The organism is Shewanella sp. ISTPL2, from assembly GCF_013283205.1.
Taxonomy (GTDB): domain Bacteria; phylum Pseudomonadota; class Gammaproteobacteria; order Enterobacterales; family Shewanellaceae; genus Shewanella; species Shewanella oncorhynchi.
Map to the genome: position 1 here is coordinate 755,560 of NZ_JAAPAV010000001.1, position 16,543 is coordinate 772,102.

Genomic DNA, 16,543 nt, shown 5'->3' on the forward strand with positions numbered 1-16,543 from the left:
CCGAGAGTAAATTTCTTTGACTGCAGAGCCCAATAAACCTTGCCAAATTAAGCGCGATTACCCGCAATTAATCAACCTTTATCCCGCAACAGCTCACACTGATGCACACTATCTCAGCAAGTTGAGCATTTATCAGCAGCGGGTATTTGAGGCTCATTCACAGCAAAAACTCTTAGTATTAGGGCAAATTGGTTTAGGCAACGGGCTTGAACTCTTATCTTGGTGGCGCACTCAGACGAATCCTAACCAACGATTACTCCTTAACGTATTCGAACCCAATCCGATTAATGCGTACGAACTTAAATTACTTTGGGATCAATCCGCCAGTTTAACCAAAGTGCCTGAACTTGAGCCACTTGCCCAACGCTTACTTCATACAGAGCCGACGGCTATTATAGGTTGTCAGAGATTAATTTTTGATGACGGTCGTACCACAATCGACCTGCACTTTGGTGATATTCAATCCCAGCTCTGTTCACTCATCCATTCTCCGCTTCACCCCGTTCAGCACTGGCTGGTATTGCCCCATCTACAAAATGGGTTAAATCAGCAGATCCATTGGCAGATGGCAAAACTCAGTGACGATGGCGCCACTGTGACAACTATTGGATTAAACGAATCAAGCGGATTAAGCGAAACACCTGTGAGCCGTTTCCAAGCCTGTGGCTTTGAGGTGAGGGATTTTACCTGCGCTGCAATACAGACAAACCATCAGCCTGATGCCATTTTGTTACACGAGCGCCACGTCTTACGCCAGCAAGATGCTAAAGCCTATGCCTTTAATCCTATGGCTGCAATCTTACCCTCGAATGCGCCCAGCTCGATTGCCATCATAGGCGGCGGGTTAGCCTCGGCGCATTTGGCACTGTCTTTGGCGGAACGCGGCCAAAGTACGCAGCTCTTTTGTAAAGATGCCAAGCTCGGCCAAGGCGCCTCGGGCAATCGCCAAGGGGCGATTTATCCGCTGCTGACACCGGAAAATGATGAATTAAGCCGCTTCTTCCAGCAGGCATTTTTATTTAGTCGACGTAGAGTACAGGCGCTGACTTCTGTCCCTGCCCCAAATCAAACGCCGATTTCCCATGATTTTTGCGGGGTATTGCAAACTGCCCACGATAAACGCAGCCAATTACGACTCGATAAAATTATTCAAAGCCAGAACTGGCCAAGTGAAATTGCCTATCGAGTCGATGCGCAGCAGGCCAATTCTCTTGCGAACATTAATATTGACAAATCAGGCTTTTTCTATCCGCTGGCTGGCTGGGTTTGTCCGTACGAATATGCCGAAGCCGCACTACAAAAAGCGCAACAGCTTACTGAGGTCAAACTCCATTTGGAGACTGAGATCCTTGAAATTGAGCATCAAAGTGAAGGTTGGTATTTAACCACCGCTAAGCATAGCTTTGGCCCCTTTGCACAACTAGTGCTCGCCAATGGCGCAGAACTAACGCAATTTGATGCCAGCAACAAATTACAAATTAGCCCTTTTCGCGGCCAAGTCAGCCATGTGCCCGCTCTATTTCAATTAAGTCAGCTCGCGACTGTGCTGTGCGCCAACGGTTATTTAACCCCGAGTCACGAAGGACTCCACTGCCTTGGCGCGAGTTACGTTAAAGAACCTAAGCATTTAGATTTTTGCCCGCAGGAGCAACAAGAAAACCTCGCCAAAATGCACGAGAGTTATCCCAATCAGCCTTGGCTTGAAGATATCGACATGAGTGGCAACAATGCCCGTGTTGGCGTGCGTATGGTCACGCGGGATCATTTCCCTATGATGGGCTGCGCGCCCGATGTGCCAAAAATTATTAAAGATTATGCGCAACATCAACTAACTAAAGAAAGTCGCCACTACTGGCAAACCACGCCAGCGCCGGTGCATCAAGGGCTGTATATTCTCGGCGGGTTAGGCTCACGAGGGTTAAGTTCTGGACCACTTGCCGCCGAATGTCTCGCGGCGCAGCTTTGCGGCGAGCCAATACCACTCGATAAAGCAACTCTGTGTAAACTCAACCCTAATCGTATGTGGCTGCGAAAATTGCTCAAGGGCAAAGCGCTCTAGGCAATCAATCGCTAGAAAAATAACGTTTTTGAGCGCTATAAAAAAGGGATTAAGCCTTGGCTTAATCCCTTTTTTAAAATGTTATTTTTAAACCACTTAAGCGGCTGTGATGACTATTGCGTTGTCAATGCTGCTAGGTTCAAGGCTGCTAGACCCGACACTACTGGATTCAACATGTCGAGGTTTTCGCGGCGCTCTGGGCACTTTCACCCGAGTACGATTGTTGTTATCACGACTCTGACGGATGAGCGCATCGCCGCTTAAGTTCGAAGGTAGACCAGATACTAGGCTCGATGTCAGGCTTGCAGCCTCACGGTGGGATTTAGCCAATCTGTCGTATAGCAACACATTGACCGAAGCCGCAAGATTCATACACCCGACCGTAGGCACATACACTACGGCATCGGCTTTATCGATAATCTCTTGGCCAATGGTGCCATCTTCAGGACCAAACACATAAAAGGCTTTCGCGGGATGAACAAAATCCGGCAGCGGCGTCGCGCCCACCACCAAATCGACACAGATAAGCTGAGTGTCCGCCGGAACCGCGGCTAACAATGAAGTGACGCCAGTGAGCGGAATGCGCTCGCCAGCATCTTTAGTATCGACATGGTATTGCACTGCACCCGAACGCGCGGCTAACTCGTAGCGCCTGCCAGTGTAAAATACGCCATCGACGCCATAACAACCCGATGCGCGCATAATGCCACCGACGTTAACGGGCGTTTTAGGATTCACTAAACCGATAAATACCGCGCTAGCATCGAGCGTTTGCTCACAGGCTAATTCAGCACTCGGCATTTCTACACTCGTTACTTCGGTATTAGTCACGTGCTCGTTGTCAGTCATCGGCTGGGAGCTAGGCAACATCCAATTCGCCTATAATCTTTGCCTGCAGCTGTGCCCATGCCTGTTCAACCAAGGCATAATCGGCATCGTTTAATTCTTGGCGCGCGAGTGCTAGACAGTCGGTCATTTTTAGCATTAAAGCATCAAGATCCGTTTCACCCTGCGCTTCCAATTGGGACAACACTACGGCCACATGGCCCTGTAAGTAGCCACAAGCAAACAAAGCATCGTCATCACCATGACTAACAACGCTGGCGATCCACTGTTCTAATGCGTCTTCGTAATGCTCTAACATGGGTCTAACTCTCCATTAATACTGGATTGGCCGACACATCTGCTGCGACCAATAAATCTGGATTGGCCACCTGATACATGACGTAATCATGGTAGCCCGTCGTCACTTTATAATAGCCGCCAAGCTCGCTATCTAATTTAGGGTCGCCACTATCCACAATTAGTGGTCGTCCATCAAGTGCTTTTAGCTTAGTTTTTGTGGCAAGGATAATAATATTGTCTTTTCCGATGCGCCGAATGAGCTCGGGCGACAATTGTTGATTACCGCGCCCTAAGATATGGCCTTGACCGCCAATCAGAGTGATCACCAACTTAGTCGGCTTATCTTGGGTCAGTTCGAGTAATTTGTTCGCGGTTAAGTCACTGCCGACTAAACTTTTATTTTGAATGAGATCAACACCGAGCAGGGTATTATCGAGGCCTAACTCTTCCATCACAAAGGCAACCGTACTGCCAGAGCCCATGATGTACAGTTCATCTTCCATTTGATTGATCACATCGGCGGCGATATCGGCCAGCACGAGTTCATCGACTTCCTTGCCGCCCATCTTCACCGCTTGCACATAGCGCGGCTCGGCGGGCACTAAGAGCTCACCAAATCGTTTAGCGCGCACTGTACCTTGGCGAAAAGCCACTTCGTCAATATCCATCACATCGGCGGACATCAAACTGACAAGTTCGCCATCGAGTAACATCTTGACCACCATGCCAGACGCATGGGGCGTAATACCGTAAACGCCGGAATGAATTTTAACCCCAGCAGGCACGCCGAGTACGGGGAGTTTATCGTCGATAGTGCCTCGTTCAAATACGGAGTAAACATCGCGGGCCGTGCCATCACCACCAGCAAAAAGGAGTAAATCCAGTGGTTCATCCAGCAGCGCACGCACAACGGCCTGCGTATCCAGCGCCTGAGTTTTATCCGGAGTTTGATATACCACTCGCATGGTAAAACCGAGTGTTTTAGCGGCGTCTTCACCCATGATGCCTGAAGCAGTAATGACTTCAATGTCATCACGATAATCACGAATGACCTCGAGGGCCTGCATCATACGCAAGGCGGCTTTGGGTTCTGCGCCTAAAGCGATCGCCTCTTCGGCAACGCCATCGCTGCCCTTAAGACCAACACTGCCACCTAAGCCAGCTAATGGATTGATAACTAACCCTAAACGAAACCGAATCACCCTTTACCTCACTTAACGCAATATTTTAATTTTTTATATTTTTATCTTAATGGATATGACTAGGCCCCATGGGCTGCAACACTCGGTTTATCCTTAGGGATAAAGAATACCGCCAGCATAGCGGCAAAGGCGCATACTGCGGCAAATACCCAAGACCAAACCGCCCCGCTACCATCGCCCCAAATATAGCCGCAAATCCAAGTACCGAGCGCGCCGCCAACCCCAAAACTTAAACTGGCGTATAGGGCTTGACCTTGGCTTCTGTGACTCGCATCGAAATGTTTATGCACAAATTGAATCGATGCGGCGTGGGTTAAACCAAAGGTAAAGGCATGTAATAATTGGCTAAACCCAAGCCACAACACGCTATCTACCCCAAAAGCAACCAATAACCAACGTAGACAAGTCATGCCGATGCTGACAATCAATAAGGTATTCACGCCATAGCGGCCGAGTAAACGCGGCGCGAACATAAACATCACGATTTCGGCCATAGCGCCAAGGGCGACAAATATGCCCGCCGAGGATTCGGAGTAACCCGCTTGCTTTAAATATAAAACGAAGAAGCCATAGAAAGGTCCCGCGCTCATTTGCAGCAACATCGCCGAGACTAAGAACCAAATAATCGCCCGATTCCATTGCAATGGCGGCCGCACTTGGCTGGTGTCGCGCACTAAACGATTTGCCGGCAATGGCAACGCACTGGCTAACATGCCGATAAATAATGACAAACCGATATAAGGCAGCACTTCTGTGCCCCACTGACCAATGGCAAAGCCCGCACCGACAACAAGACAGATATAACCGACACTGCCCCAACTGCGAATTTGACCGTAGCGGCTGGCATTCTCGCCTAAGGTTTCTAAGGTGATCACTTCAAGCTGGGCGAGGATCGCATTCCAAAAGAAAGTATAGAGGGCCAAACTCAGCGCCATATACACAAAACCACCATGATAGAAGAAACTCAAATACGCCAGCGCGGCGGCTCCCGCGCCCATTTTGATCAGCTCGGCGCGCATCCCAGTACGGTCAGCCACTTTAGCCCACACATTCGGCGCAACAATGCGCGTCGCCATCAGGATGGCGAGTAAAAAGCCAATTTCTTGAGGATTAAAACCGCGATTTTCGAAGAAGACCCCAAGATAAGGGACCATAGTGCCGAGAATAGAAAAGAAGAAAAAATAGCAGGCACAAAGCCAGCGCAATTGCCAGCTTGTGCTAGAAGAAGTTGACATTAACGCATTCCATTTATCTCATGCCACTCATTGTATCGTTATCGCATACCAGCTATTTCATGCCACTTATCGCATACCAAGCACTGGCGTATGACTACGCACATCCTGATTTTGCGCTCTGTGTCTTAATAAGTGATCCATCAACACAATGGCAAGCATAGCTTCGGCAATCGGTACCGCGCGGATCCCAACACAAGGATCGTGACGACCTTTAGTGACCACTTCGGCCATTTCACCCTGCGCCGTCATACTTTGACCTGGCACACTGATGCTTGATGTGGGTTTTAACGCAATATGGGCAATAATCGGCTGACCCGACGAAATCCCACCGAGTACACCGCCCGCATGGTTGGATTCAAAGCCTTGCGGCGACATTAAGTCACGCCCTTCGGAGCCCTTTTGCGTCACGACACCAAAACCATCACCAATCTCAACACCTTTGACGGCATTAATACCCATCAGCGCGTGGGCGATATCGGCATCGAGTCTATCAAATACTGGCTCACCTAAACCCACTGGCACACCTGTCGCGATAACGGAGATTTTCGCGCCAATCGAGTCACCGGATTTTTTCAGCTCTCGCATGTATTCATCGAGCGCTTCCAGCTTGCTAGCATCGGGGAAGAAAAAGGCATTTTGCTCGATTTGGTCAAGATCAATGGTCTGCGCACAAATAGGACCCAGCTGCGACATATAGCCGTAGATCTCGATACCGTGAACTTGCTTTAAATACTTTTTAGCCACAGCACCCGCCGCAACCCGCATCGCAGTTTCACGGGCTGAAGAGCGGCCACCACCGCGGTAGTCACGCATACCGTACTTTTGCTGGTAGGTATAATCGGCGTGCCCAGGGCGAAATAAATCTTTGATATTAGAGTAATCTTGACTGCGTTGATCGGTATTTTCAATCAAGAGTCCAATCGAGGTGCCCGTGGTTTTACCTTCGAAGACGCCGGATAAAATCCGCACTTCATCGGGCTCACGGCGTGCCGTGGTATATCGGGATGTCCCAGGACGACGGCGGTCAAGATCGTGCTGCATATCGGCTTCGGTTAATTCAAGCCCAGGAGGGCAACCATCAATAATGCAACCCAGTGCAACACCGTGACTCTCACCAAACGTCGTCACTACAAAATTTTGACCAATACTGTTTCCAGACATCCGCTTTGTACACCTTAGGTTATTTGTTCATCGCTCCGTGTCCAGCGAGTACTGGACAATTTATTTTCCCGCTGCAAGCCTAACTGGCAGCGGGAAAAGTCTCAACCTAATTTGCTATCTTAGGCTATTGTGCGTCGCGATAAATGCCGAACACTGACTGATTTTCGACCAGTTGATCGCGGGTCAATACAAATACGCCATCGCCGCCATTTTCAAAGTTAATCCAAGTGAATGGCACTTCTGGGAACTGCTCAATCAAATGCACCATAGAATTACCGACTTCGACTACGAGTAAACCCGTTGGCGTGAGGTATTGCGCGGCATTGGCGAGTATACGCTTGGTTAAATCTAACCCGTCGCGACCTGAAGCTAAACCAATGGCTGGCTCATGGTGATATTCATCAGGCATGTCGCCAATGTCTTCAGCATCCACATAAGGTGGGTTTGAAACAATCAAATCATACTGAGGCCCTTCTGGGATGGCCGAAAACAGATCCGATTGCATCGGGAAAACTCTGTCCATCACACCTAAGGTTTCGATATTGATTTGCGCCACATCTAAGGCATCTTCGCTGATATCCAGCGCATCGACTTCGGCGTCTTCAAATTCATAGGCACAGGCAATCGCGATACAAGCGCTGCCAGTACATAAATCTAAAACACGTGTGACTGGCTTGTTATATAACCAAGGGCTAAAACGGTTAGCGATCATTTCCGCAATCGGTGAGCGTGGCACTAACACGCGCTCATCAACGTAAAACTCAAGCCCAGCAAAACGCGCTTTATTGGTCAAGTAAGGCACAGGTAAGCGTTCTCTCACCCGACGAATGATCAACTCGACAATTTTATGCTTTTCACTGCTGGTCAAGTTACTTAAAATCACTTGCTGACCGATTTCTTCGGGTAAGTGTAAAGCATGGAAAACTAAGGCGATGGCTTCATCCCACGCGTTGTCAGTACCATGACCATAATACACATTGGCATCGTTAAAACGGCTTACAGCCCAACGTAACATATCGCCAATAGTGCGTAATTCTGTCACAGCTTCATCTACAAAGATCTTATCCAAAACGTGCTCCCGCTAGTTTGTTCGCCAAACATTGTAACTGAACTCTATTCAGAAACCATAGGATTCAATAGAATACCCGCCATGAATAAAGACGATGACAAAGAAGGCTTAGCGATGTTTTCCGCGCTTATCGATGGGATAAAGCCCATCACTCAAGATAAGCGGCACTTTCGCACGCCGTTAAAAACCAAACAGGAAATAGAGCTCAAAGAGCAGCAACTGCATGCTAACAGTTATTTCTCAGATACTTATCAGCCACTACTGCCTGTACAAGGGCCGATGCGTTGGTTAGAAGAAGGTGTTGACAGTTTAGAACTCAAACGCCTCAGACGTGGGGATTACCAGCCAGATTTACTGCTGGATTTACACGGCTATCGCCAATCAGAAGCCAAACTTGAGTTAGCGGCACTGATCCAAGCCTGCGTTAAACAGCAAAGCCTGTGCTGCTGCATTATGCATGGTTACGGCAGTGGCATATTGAAACAACAAGTTCCCATGTGGTTAGTGCAGCATCCTATGGTGAAAGCTTTCCATCAGGCCCCTAAAGAATGGGGCGGCGATGCGGCGTTATTAGTGCTGATTGATATTGGTGAGCAGCCGCATAGACGTTAGCTCGCTATCGGCTTAGGCTTTAACATTTACTATTTAGCGGAAAACAAACGGCCCATTTAATGTGGGCCGTTTGTTTTGTAAAAGAGATATAAACCTAGATTAGCTAATACTATGGGGGGCGTGCTGCCACACAATCGACGCTTGCTCGGCATGTTTATCAATGAGCGTAATGCCTGACGTCGCGAATAATGGCGGCTCAACGCCAGCCACTAACTCACTGACTAAGTAGCCCAGTAACGGCATGTGAGCAATCACGAGTACTTTATCCGCCTTGTATAACTCAGCATAAGCCACAACCAAGGCGGCTACATTGGCGGGATCGCCAGAAGGCACAAGATCATCGGCGACTAACCACTTACGCGGCTCAGGAAAATGCTGACTCAGTTCCTGCCACGTTTGCTGTGCTCGTAAGTAAGGACTAACTAAAACAAGATCGAAATCAGCCACACTGCGAGCTAGCCAGTTGCTCATCAACACAGTATGGTTCCTTCCAACATCGGTCAGTGTTCTGTCTCTATCAGACTGAGCATTAAATCCGGCGTCACCATGTCTCATCAAAAATAGCTGCATACTTCTCTCGCGACTCAAACTTGTTTTTGTTTTATCCCAATTGTAGCCCTAAAATCCGTTTCAACAAACCTCACAAGACTTAATCTTTAGTCGATAAACACAAGAGATATTTGCTAAAAACCATTAAGACTATCAATATATAACAAGCTATCGTTACCGGAGTGTCTCTTTGCAAGCCTCTCAGTCCATATATAAAAGTCCAAATGATCACCGCCAGTATCGTTATCTTGTATTAGATAATGCGCTCAGGGTGTTATTGGTTGAAGATCAAGATGCCAGCCAAGCTGCCGCATCTATGGCTGTAGGCGTGGGTCATTTTGATGATCCCGCAGATAGACCCGGCATGGCGCACTTTTTAGAGCATATGCTCTTTCTAGGTACTGAGAAATTCCCAGACTCAGGCGAGTATCACGCCTTTATTAATCAGCATGGCGGCAGCAATAACGCTTGGACGGGCACAGAGCACACTAACTTCTTTTTCACCATCAATGAAGAAGTGTTTGCCGACTCCTTAGACAGATTCAGCCAATTTTTTATCGCCCCAAAATTTGATTTAGATTTAGTCGATAGAGAACGCCAAGCTATTGAATCTGAATTTAGTTTAAAACTAAAAGATGATATCCGTCGAACCTATCAAGTACTCAAAGAGACAGTCAACCCACTGCATCCATTTTCGAAATTTTCCGTGGGTAACTTAGTCACCTTAGGCGGAGAACAAGCACAGGTCCGTAGTGAATTACTCGATTTCTATCAAAGCCATTACAGCGCCAACTTAATGACCTTGTGTTTAGTCGCTCCGCTTTCCCTTGATGAATTACAAGATTTAGCCTGTCACTATTTTAGTGGGATCCGAAACTTGAACTTAGTGAAAAACTATCCTCAAGTACCACTATTTTCAGAAAAAGAACTGTTGAGGCAAATCGATATTGTGCCGCTTAAGGAGCAAAAACGCTTAAGCATCAGTTTTAATTTCCCAGGAATTGATCACTACTACAAACGTAAGCCTTTGACTTATATCAGCCATATTTTAGGCAATGAGAGTCATGGCAGTCTGTTGTCGTATCTGAAAGAACAAGGATTAGTGAACAACTTGTCTGCGGGCGGCGGTGTAAATGGTTATAACTTCAAGGATTACAGTATCGGTTTACAGTTAACCGATAAAGGGCTAGGCAATCTCGATGAAATTATCAGCTGCTGTTTTGAGTATATTGAACTTATCAAAACCCAAGGCTTAGATGAATGGCGTTATTTGGAGCGTGCAAACCTGCTCAAAATGGCGTTTCGTTATCAAGAGCAAGTTAAATCACTCGATTTAGCCAGCCATCTCAGCATCAATATGCATCACTATGAGGTCGAAGACTTGGTCTTTGGCGATTATCGGATGGATGGGCTAGATATCCCTGAAACCATTGAGCTACTTGAGCTCATGGTGCCACAGAATATGCGCCTGCAGCTTATCGCCCAATCGGTTAAAACCGATCGTAAAGCTAACTGGTATCACACACCGTACAAAGTCCACCCAATTGCGCCACAGTCCCTCGCTCGTTGGCAAGTGAACAATATTCGCCCTGAATTACAGCTACCGGCTGCAAATCCTTTTATTGTCGCCGACTCGATTGCCCGTCCGGATAAGAGCGATGTTGACGTGCCAGTGATAGTTGCAGAATCAACTGGATACCGCATTTGGCATAAGAAAGATGATGAGTTTAATGTGCCAAAAGGTCACATGTATTTATCGCTAGATTCAGAGCAAGCAAGTAAAACGCCAAGGCATGCCGCCCTCACCCGCTTATATGTTGAAATGCTACTCGATTATCTCACCGAGCCAACCTATCAGGCTGAAGTTGCAGGCTTAAGCTATAACATTTATCCGCATCAAGGCGGAATTACACTGCATTTATCGGGCTTTACCGGCAATCAAGAAACGTTATTAGCGCTATTAATCCATAAAGCCAGAGAGCGCAATTTTACCGAAGAGCGCTTTGCCCTCATAAAATCTCAGCTACTGCGCAGTTGGCAGAATCAAACACAAGCTAAACCGATTTCACAATTATTTACGAGCCTGACTGTTACACTGCAAAAAAGCAGTTATGAACCAGCACGCATGGCTCAAATGTTGGAAGATATTAGCCTAGAAGATTTACATAACCATGTACGCGCCTTCTACGAAAAGATCTATCTTGAAGGGTTAGTCTACGGGGATTGGCTAGTCTCTGAAGCACAAGCTCTCGGCAAACGTTTAGAGCACATTTTATCCTTAGTTTCGACGCCGAGTGCAGAGTCCACCAGAGAATTAGTGAATTTAACAGGCCAAGGCACGTTACTGAGAGAACTCGCGATAGATCATCAAGATAGCGCAATTATTGTGTATTACCAATCTGCCGTGGCAACACCTGAAAAAATGGCGCTATTTAGCTTACTGAATCACACTATGTCGTCCACCTTCTTCCATGAACTGCGTACTGAAAAACAGTTGGGCTATATGGTAGGCACAGGTTACCTGCCGCTCAATCGTCATCCTGGACTTATTTTCTATATTCAGTCACCCACAACTGGGCCACTGCATTTATTAGAGGCCATCGACGAGTTTATTGCCGACTTTAATTATGCAGTGATGCAAATCACCAACGAAGAATGGGAAAGCACAAAGGTAGGTCTGATTAATCAAATCATGGAGCACGACGCGAACCTCAAAACTCGCAGTCAACGTTATTGGGTCAGTGTCGGCAATAGAGATTATCAATTTAATCAAAGAGAACTCGTCGTAGACGAAATCACTAAGCTCACCCGCACTGATTTACTCAAATTCATGATGCGTAAAATGCGTACTAAGCACAGCGATCGCTTAGTGTTATTTAGCACAGGTGAACAACACAGAACCCAAGCCGCGCTGATGTCAGACAAAATGATCACGGATCTTAAAGTTTTTAAGCAAACGGCAGAAAAGTTTAATTTCTAAACAAAAAACACTTTTGCTCACACATTTGTGAGCAAAATTAGGTAAACAAACAGAACCGCTACAAATCAGTCCAACTATAGTCGTATCTTTCAGTGTTGGACGTAATCCTGATGTAAAACATGGCTAGCCCATGTTCTACCACTTCAGCACCGAACAATTTTACTGCATCTACATGCTGTTAAAAGGATTTTCTGCAGACTCCACTTTGACAAACCGCTCACTTTCTGGAAAAGTGATGTAACACAATTGTTTCATGGCATCCTCGGATAATAAGAACAAACACTATGCCTAAAGCACTCTTGAGAATTTTCTTTCTTCTAGCTATTTCCCTATCGACCGCAGAAGCGCAACAATTACCAATAGCTTTAAAAACTGAGTCTTATGGCGTCCCAGAAGGCCTATCCCAGAGTACAGTCACATCGGTCATTGAAGATAATGATGGTTACATCTGGATTGGTACTTTGAACGGATTAAATCGATTCGACGGTGAAGAATTTAAGCATTTTTTTGCACATGATCACTCTGGTCTATCTAGTTCATTTATTCAAAGCCTATTATTTGACAATAAAACAATGTTAGTTGGAACTGACAATGGTTTAAATATTTACGACTCAGAACTTGAATCCTTCAAAAAACAGGAACAAATAAATGAAGCCATATGGTCTATAAATGACAATGGTGAAATTTATACTATAGGTACTAAAAACAAGATCATTGATATTAGAAAAGATAATTTAGAAATAATAAAAACATATCAAGATGAAAGCTTTAGCTTCATAAAGAAAGCAATTAAGACTAATAACGGCTACATTGTAAGAAATCATGATGGTAAAATTATTCATTATCACGAAGATTCAACAACTACTATTTTATCCCTACAATCTGTAGACATAGTAAAAGGCAAAAGTGGAGTTTATATTTTAACATCAGATGGTATTTATAAAAAAATATCAGAAGACATACCGAAATTTCTTGCTGGTGAGTATACAGGTCTAGCCGTGATTGATGGTCAAGTAATACAAACAAACCTTGAATCATCAGAGGTAACATCAAAAGGTTATGTATTAGAAAAGAAAGAAATCACTAATCAAATTCAAGCCTACAGGACGAATAACTATACAATAATTCCTTCATTAAATATGGGATTCATTCTAATCAGAGACAGCAGCAATGTTGTAAAGTCCCTAATAAACCCTATCGGAAATATCTGGTCAATAAGCTTATTAGACAATGAACGAATTGTGACATCTGATGATAGTAGTGAAGTAGAAATATATAATTCAAACTTTATCTTCGAGGATAAAATAGACACAGAAATATCAGGACCTAAATATATTATAAGAAACAGAGACTCTTTTATCATCGGAGGTAACAATGGCCTTTATGAGTTTAATGGGAATTTAAAAACAACAATATTAAGCGATAGCATTGTCACTCTATTTAAAAACCAAAAAAGAACCGAGTTAATTGTAGGAACAAGTAAGTCTGACATATACATAATTGATCTACTAAATAGAAAAAACATTCGTAAACTATCACTAAAGAATAAGCACCCAATATTCCAAATTCAACAGACTCTGGATGGCACACTTCTACTTGCTACTCAAGGTGGACTGGTAAGTATAGATACTAACGGCAACGAAAAAACAATTTTTGATGATGATTTTGTTTATTGCATAACTGAGACACCAAATGAATATCTTTTTGGAACTAGAACTTCAATCTATTCGACTAATAAAGAAACGTTAGAAATCAATAAAATTTATAACTCAAACAAACCAATTTACTCAATCGCAATTGATAATAGTAATGACTTTATGGCATCTTCCATAAATGAATTGATTTTAAGCAGAAATGGGAAATTACTAACACTAACGACTGACTATGGTAGTCAAGAAGAATACAATAATCAGAGTGGGATATTCTGGAATGGCAGTTTCTTTTTTGGTGGAATAACTGGCATTAGTGCCATAAATAAAGCTAATGCAATATCTTACATTGAAAACAATGTTATAAACACCAATATCAGTGAGCTTTTAGTATTTAACAAAACGGTTAATATAGGCGATAACCCACTAGAAAAAAGTATATCAAAATCAAAAATGATTGAATTAAAATATTCAGACTATCCATTTACATTGAAGTTCAACTCTCCGAAGTCAAGTCATAAACATATTGAGTACTTTTACAACCTAAATGGCCTATCTGATACATGGATTACTGCAAAAGGTACAAACTCTGCAACCTACACAAACCTCTCACCTGGTCATTATATTTTTAATGTATTTGGTGAAAACCCTGTCACCGGAGCAAAAGGTCCAGTAAATTCCCTTAACATTTATATATCGCCTCCATGGTGGCTATCTTATTGGGCAAAATTAATTTACTTCATAACTACATTGCTAATAACTTTTTTTATTATTAAAGCTGTATTACGAAAAAGAGAAGTGCAACGCCAAATAGCGCTCAGCGAAGAAAGATTAAAACTTTCCCTTTGGGGAAGTGGTGATGAAATGTGGGACTGGGATATAGAAACCGGCAACATTTTCCGCTCCAATATCTGGGGAGCACTTGAGTTTCCCCGCGATGGACATCGCTCTGGTAAATCAGATGAAGAGAGTAATATACATCCAATGGATCAAGAGCGTGTTCGAGAAGCGCTCAATAAACATTTTTATGGTGAAACAGATCATTTTGAAGCCGCATATAGGGTAAAAGGCAAAGACGATAATTGGGTATGGATCTTAGACCGTGCCAAAATTGTAGAGCGGGATGACAAAGATAATGCCCTGCGAATGACTGGAACAATTAAAAATATTAGTCAGTTTAAACAAAAGGAAGAACAACTAAAACTCTTTGAAAAAGCAATTGAAAACATTTCGGAAGGTATGTTTATCCTCGACAACGAATACCGTTTTGTCGAAGTCAACGAAGCTTGCTGTAAAATTTCATTACGTAACCGAACTGATTTTATTGGCAACTTACTCACATTTGATTTATATCCAGAAACCTTCTCCACCCAAATCAGAACTATGTTAAAACAGCAAGGTCGCTGGGCAAATGAAGTCGAAGCCGCCAGAGGAGATAACAGTCACTTCCATATGGAGCTCACTATCGATGCTATCTATGATGAGTTAGGCGAATTGTCACACTATGTTGGTGTTTTTTCTGATATATCAAGACGTAAGCAGCAAGAAGAAGAGCTTAGAAAATTAACTAATAACGATCTCTTAACCGGACTACCTAATCGCTCCAACTTACAAGTGACCTTAAATAACCTAGTGAATCGAGAAATAGCTCATGCGCTTATGGTGCTTGATCTTGATAATTTTAAACGTATTAATGATTCCCTAGGCCATCAAATTGGGGATACATTATTAAAGCTCGTTGCTGCTCGCATTAAGTCCTTACTTCCTAAAAATACCAGTATTTATCGTCTAGGCGGAGATGAATTCGCCATTGTATTAGACAAGGGTTCAGATATAAGCGCCAGTGCAGCAATAGCTAACCGTATTATTGAAGGGCTAAAACCTGCATTTGACGTTAGCAATGAACAGCTAGTCCTAGGATTAAGTATTGGTATAGTGCTGTTCCCAGAAGATGAACAAAGCGAGCAAGCATTACTGAGAAAGGCTGACATTGCTATGTACCATGCTAAGTCTGCGGGAGGTAATTGCTACCAGTTTTATTCTGAGTCCTTGAACCAACATGCAATTAGGCAATTAGAAATAGAAAATCTTATCCGTGAAGGCTTAAAAGATGATCTATTTGAAGTTTATTATCAACCTAAGATTGATCTTAAAAGCGGTAAAATTGCAGGTATGGAGGCTTTAGTCAGATTAAATCATCCAATACATGGTTTAATTCCCCCCAATGACTTTATTCCACTTGCTGAAGAAAACGGTTTGATTGTTGAAATTGGTGAAATTGTCTTACGCAAGGCTTGTTTCGCAGCGCAAAAATGGCGTGAACAAGGCATATTCAGCGGCAGAGTCGCCGTCAATTTATCGTCACGTCAATTTGCTCTGCCCGATATTCAACAACGAATAGAGTCAATATTAAGACTCACTAAACTCCCCGCATGTCATCTTGAATTAGAAATAACTGAGGGAACCGTCATTAAACAGCCAGAAACGGCGATTATCGTCATGCAGCAATTGGCTAAAATGGGCGTCAGTTTAGCACTCGATGATTTCGGCACTGGGTACTCGTCCCTTTCATACTTAAAACGCTTTCCTATTCATACTTTAAAAATTGACAAAGCCTTTGTTGACGATATAGATAAATCTGATCGCGATCTCAAAATGGTCGATTCTATTATCACCATCGCCCATAACATGGGGCTTTCTGTTGTGGGTGAAGGCGTAGAACAAGCAGCACAATTGAACATTTTACGGGCACTTAACTGTGAAGAAATTCAAGGCTATATTTTTAGCAAGGCCATAAAAGAGACCGAATTTACTCAGCTACTTCAAGAAGACATGGTAAAGCCAAACACTAATAGCAACATTACTTAATCATTTAACTCTCAATTTGATTTTGATTTACAAC

General features: G+C 44.0%; 11 protein-coding genes. 4 read left to right on the plus strand and 7 right to left on the minus strand.

The window, feature by feature from the left end:
- The first annotated feature begins 16 nt into the window (after positions 1-16).
- The gene (mnmC, locus tag HUB64_RS03430; protein WP_173244047.1) at positions 17-2,059 is read left to right on the plus strand and encodes an FAD-dependent 5-carboxymethylaminomethyl-2-thiouridine(34) oxidoreductase MnmC; all 2,043 of its coding nucleotides are present in this window, start codon (positions 17-19) and stop codon (positions 2,057-2,059) included.
- 96 nt (positions 2,060-2,155) lie between these two features.
- Here mnmC and HUB64_RS03435 read toward each other — a convergent pair whose 3' ends face one another.
- From HUB64_RS03435 to prmB, 6 genes are all read right to left on the minus strand, one after another.
- Positions 2,156-2,929 (minus strand): RNA methyltransferase, encoded by a 774-nt coding sequence (locus tag HUB64_RS03435; protein ID WP_173496392.1) that lies wholly within the window; start codon positions 2,927-2,929, stop codon positions 2,156-2,158.
- On the minus strand, positions 2,919-3,203 hold the full coding sequence (locus HUB64_RS03440) for a YfcL family protein (RefSeq protein WP_011788898.1): 285 nt from the start codon (positions 3,201-3,203) through the stop codon (positions 2,919-2,921). The genes HUB64_RS03435 and HUB64_RS03440 overlap by 11 nt, the downstream gene beginning before the upstream one ends.
- Before the next feature lie 4 nt (positions 3,204-3,207).
- On the minus strand, positions 3,208-4,386 hold the full coding sequence (locus HUB64_RS03445; RefSeq protein WP_173496393.1) for an ATP-NAD kinase family protein: 1,179 nt from the start codon (positions 4,384-4,386) through the stop codon (positions 3,208-3,210).
- Positions 4,387-4,445: 59 nt separating this feature from the next.
- The gene (locus HUB64_RS03450) at positions 4,446-5,621 is read right to left on the minus strand and encodes an MFS transporter (protein ID WP_173496394.1); all 1,176 of its coding nucleotides are present in this window, start codon (positions 5,619-5,621) and stop codon (positions 4,446-4,448) included.
- Between the two features lie 66 nt (positions 5,622-5,687).
- A complete protein-coding gene (aroC, locus tag HUB64_RS03455) occupies positions 5,688-6,782 on the minus strand; it encodes a chorismate synthase (protein WP_028761043.1) in 1,095 nt (364 codons plus the stop codon).
- Between the two features lie 124 nt (positions 6,783-6,906).
- The gene (prmB, locus tag HUB64_RS03460) at positions 6,907-7,851 is read right to left on the minus strand and encodes a 50S ribosomal protein L3 N(5)-glutamine methyltransferase (protein WP_173496395.1); all 945 of its coding nucleotides are present in this window, start codon (positions 7,849-7,851) and stop codon (positions 6,907-6,909) included.
- Positions 7,852-7,932: 81 nt separating this feature from the next.
- On the opposite strand from prmB, the gene smrB reads away from it, so the two are divergent.
- Entirely contained in the window at positions 7,933-8,463 is a 531-nt protein-coding gene (gene smrB / locus HUB64_RS03465; protein ID WP_173496396.1) for an endonuclease SmrB, read from the plus strand.
- A 99-nt stretch (positions 8,464-8,562) separates the two neighbouring features.
- Here smrB and sixA read toward each other — a convergent pair whose 3' ends face one another.
- Positions 8,563-9,033, minus strand: coding sequence for a phosphohistidine phosphatase SixA (gene sixA / locus HUB64_RS03470; RefSeq protein ID WP_173496397.1), 471 nt, complete (start codon positions 9,031-9,033; stop codon positions 8,563-8,565).
- A 169-nt stretch (positions 9,034-9,202) separates the two neighbouring features.
- Between sixA and HUB64_RS03475 the strand changes: the two genes are divergently transcribed.
- Both HUB64_RS03475 and HUB64_RS03480 read left to right on the plus strand, forming a co-directional pair.
- Entirely contained in the window at positions 9,203-11,992 is a 2,790-nt protein-coding gene (locus tag HUB64_RS03475) for an insulinase family protein (RefSeq protein WP_173496398.1), read from the plus strand.
- A gap of 284 nt (positions 11,993-12,276) precedes the next feature.
- Positions 12,277-16,509 (plus strand): EAL domain-containing protein, encoded by a 4,233-nt coding sequence (locus HUB64_RS03480; RefSeq protein WP_173496399.1) that lies wholly within the window; start codon positions 12,277-12,279, stop codon positions 16,507-16,509.
- The last annotated feature ends 34 nt before the right edge of the window (positions 16,510-16,543 follow it).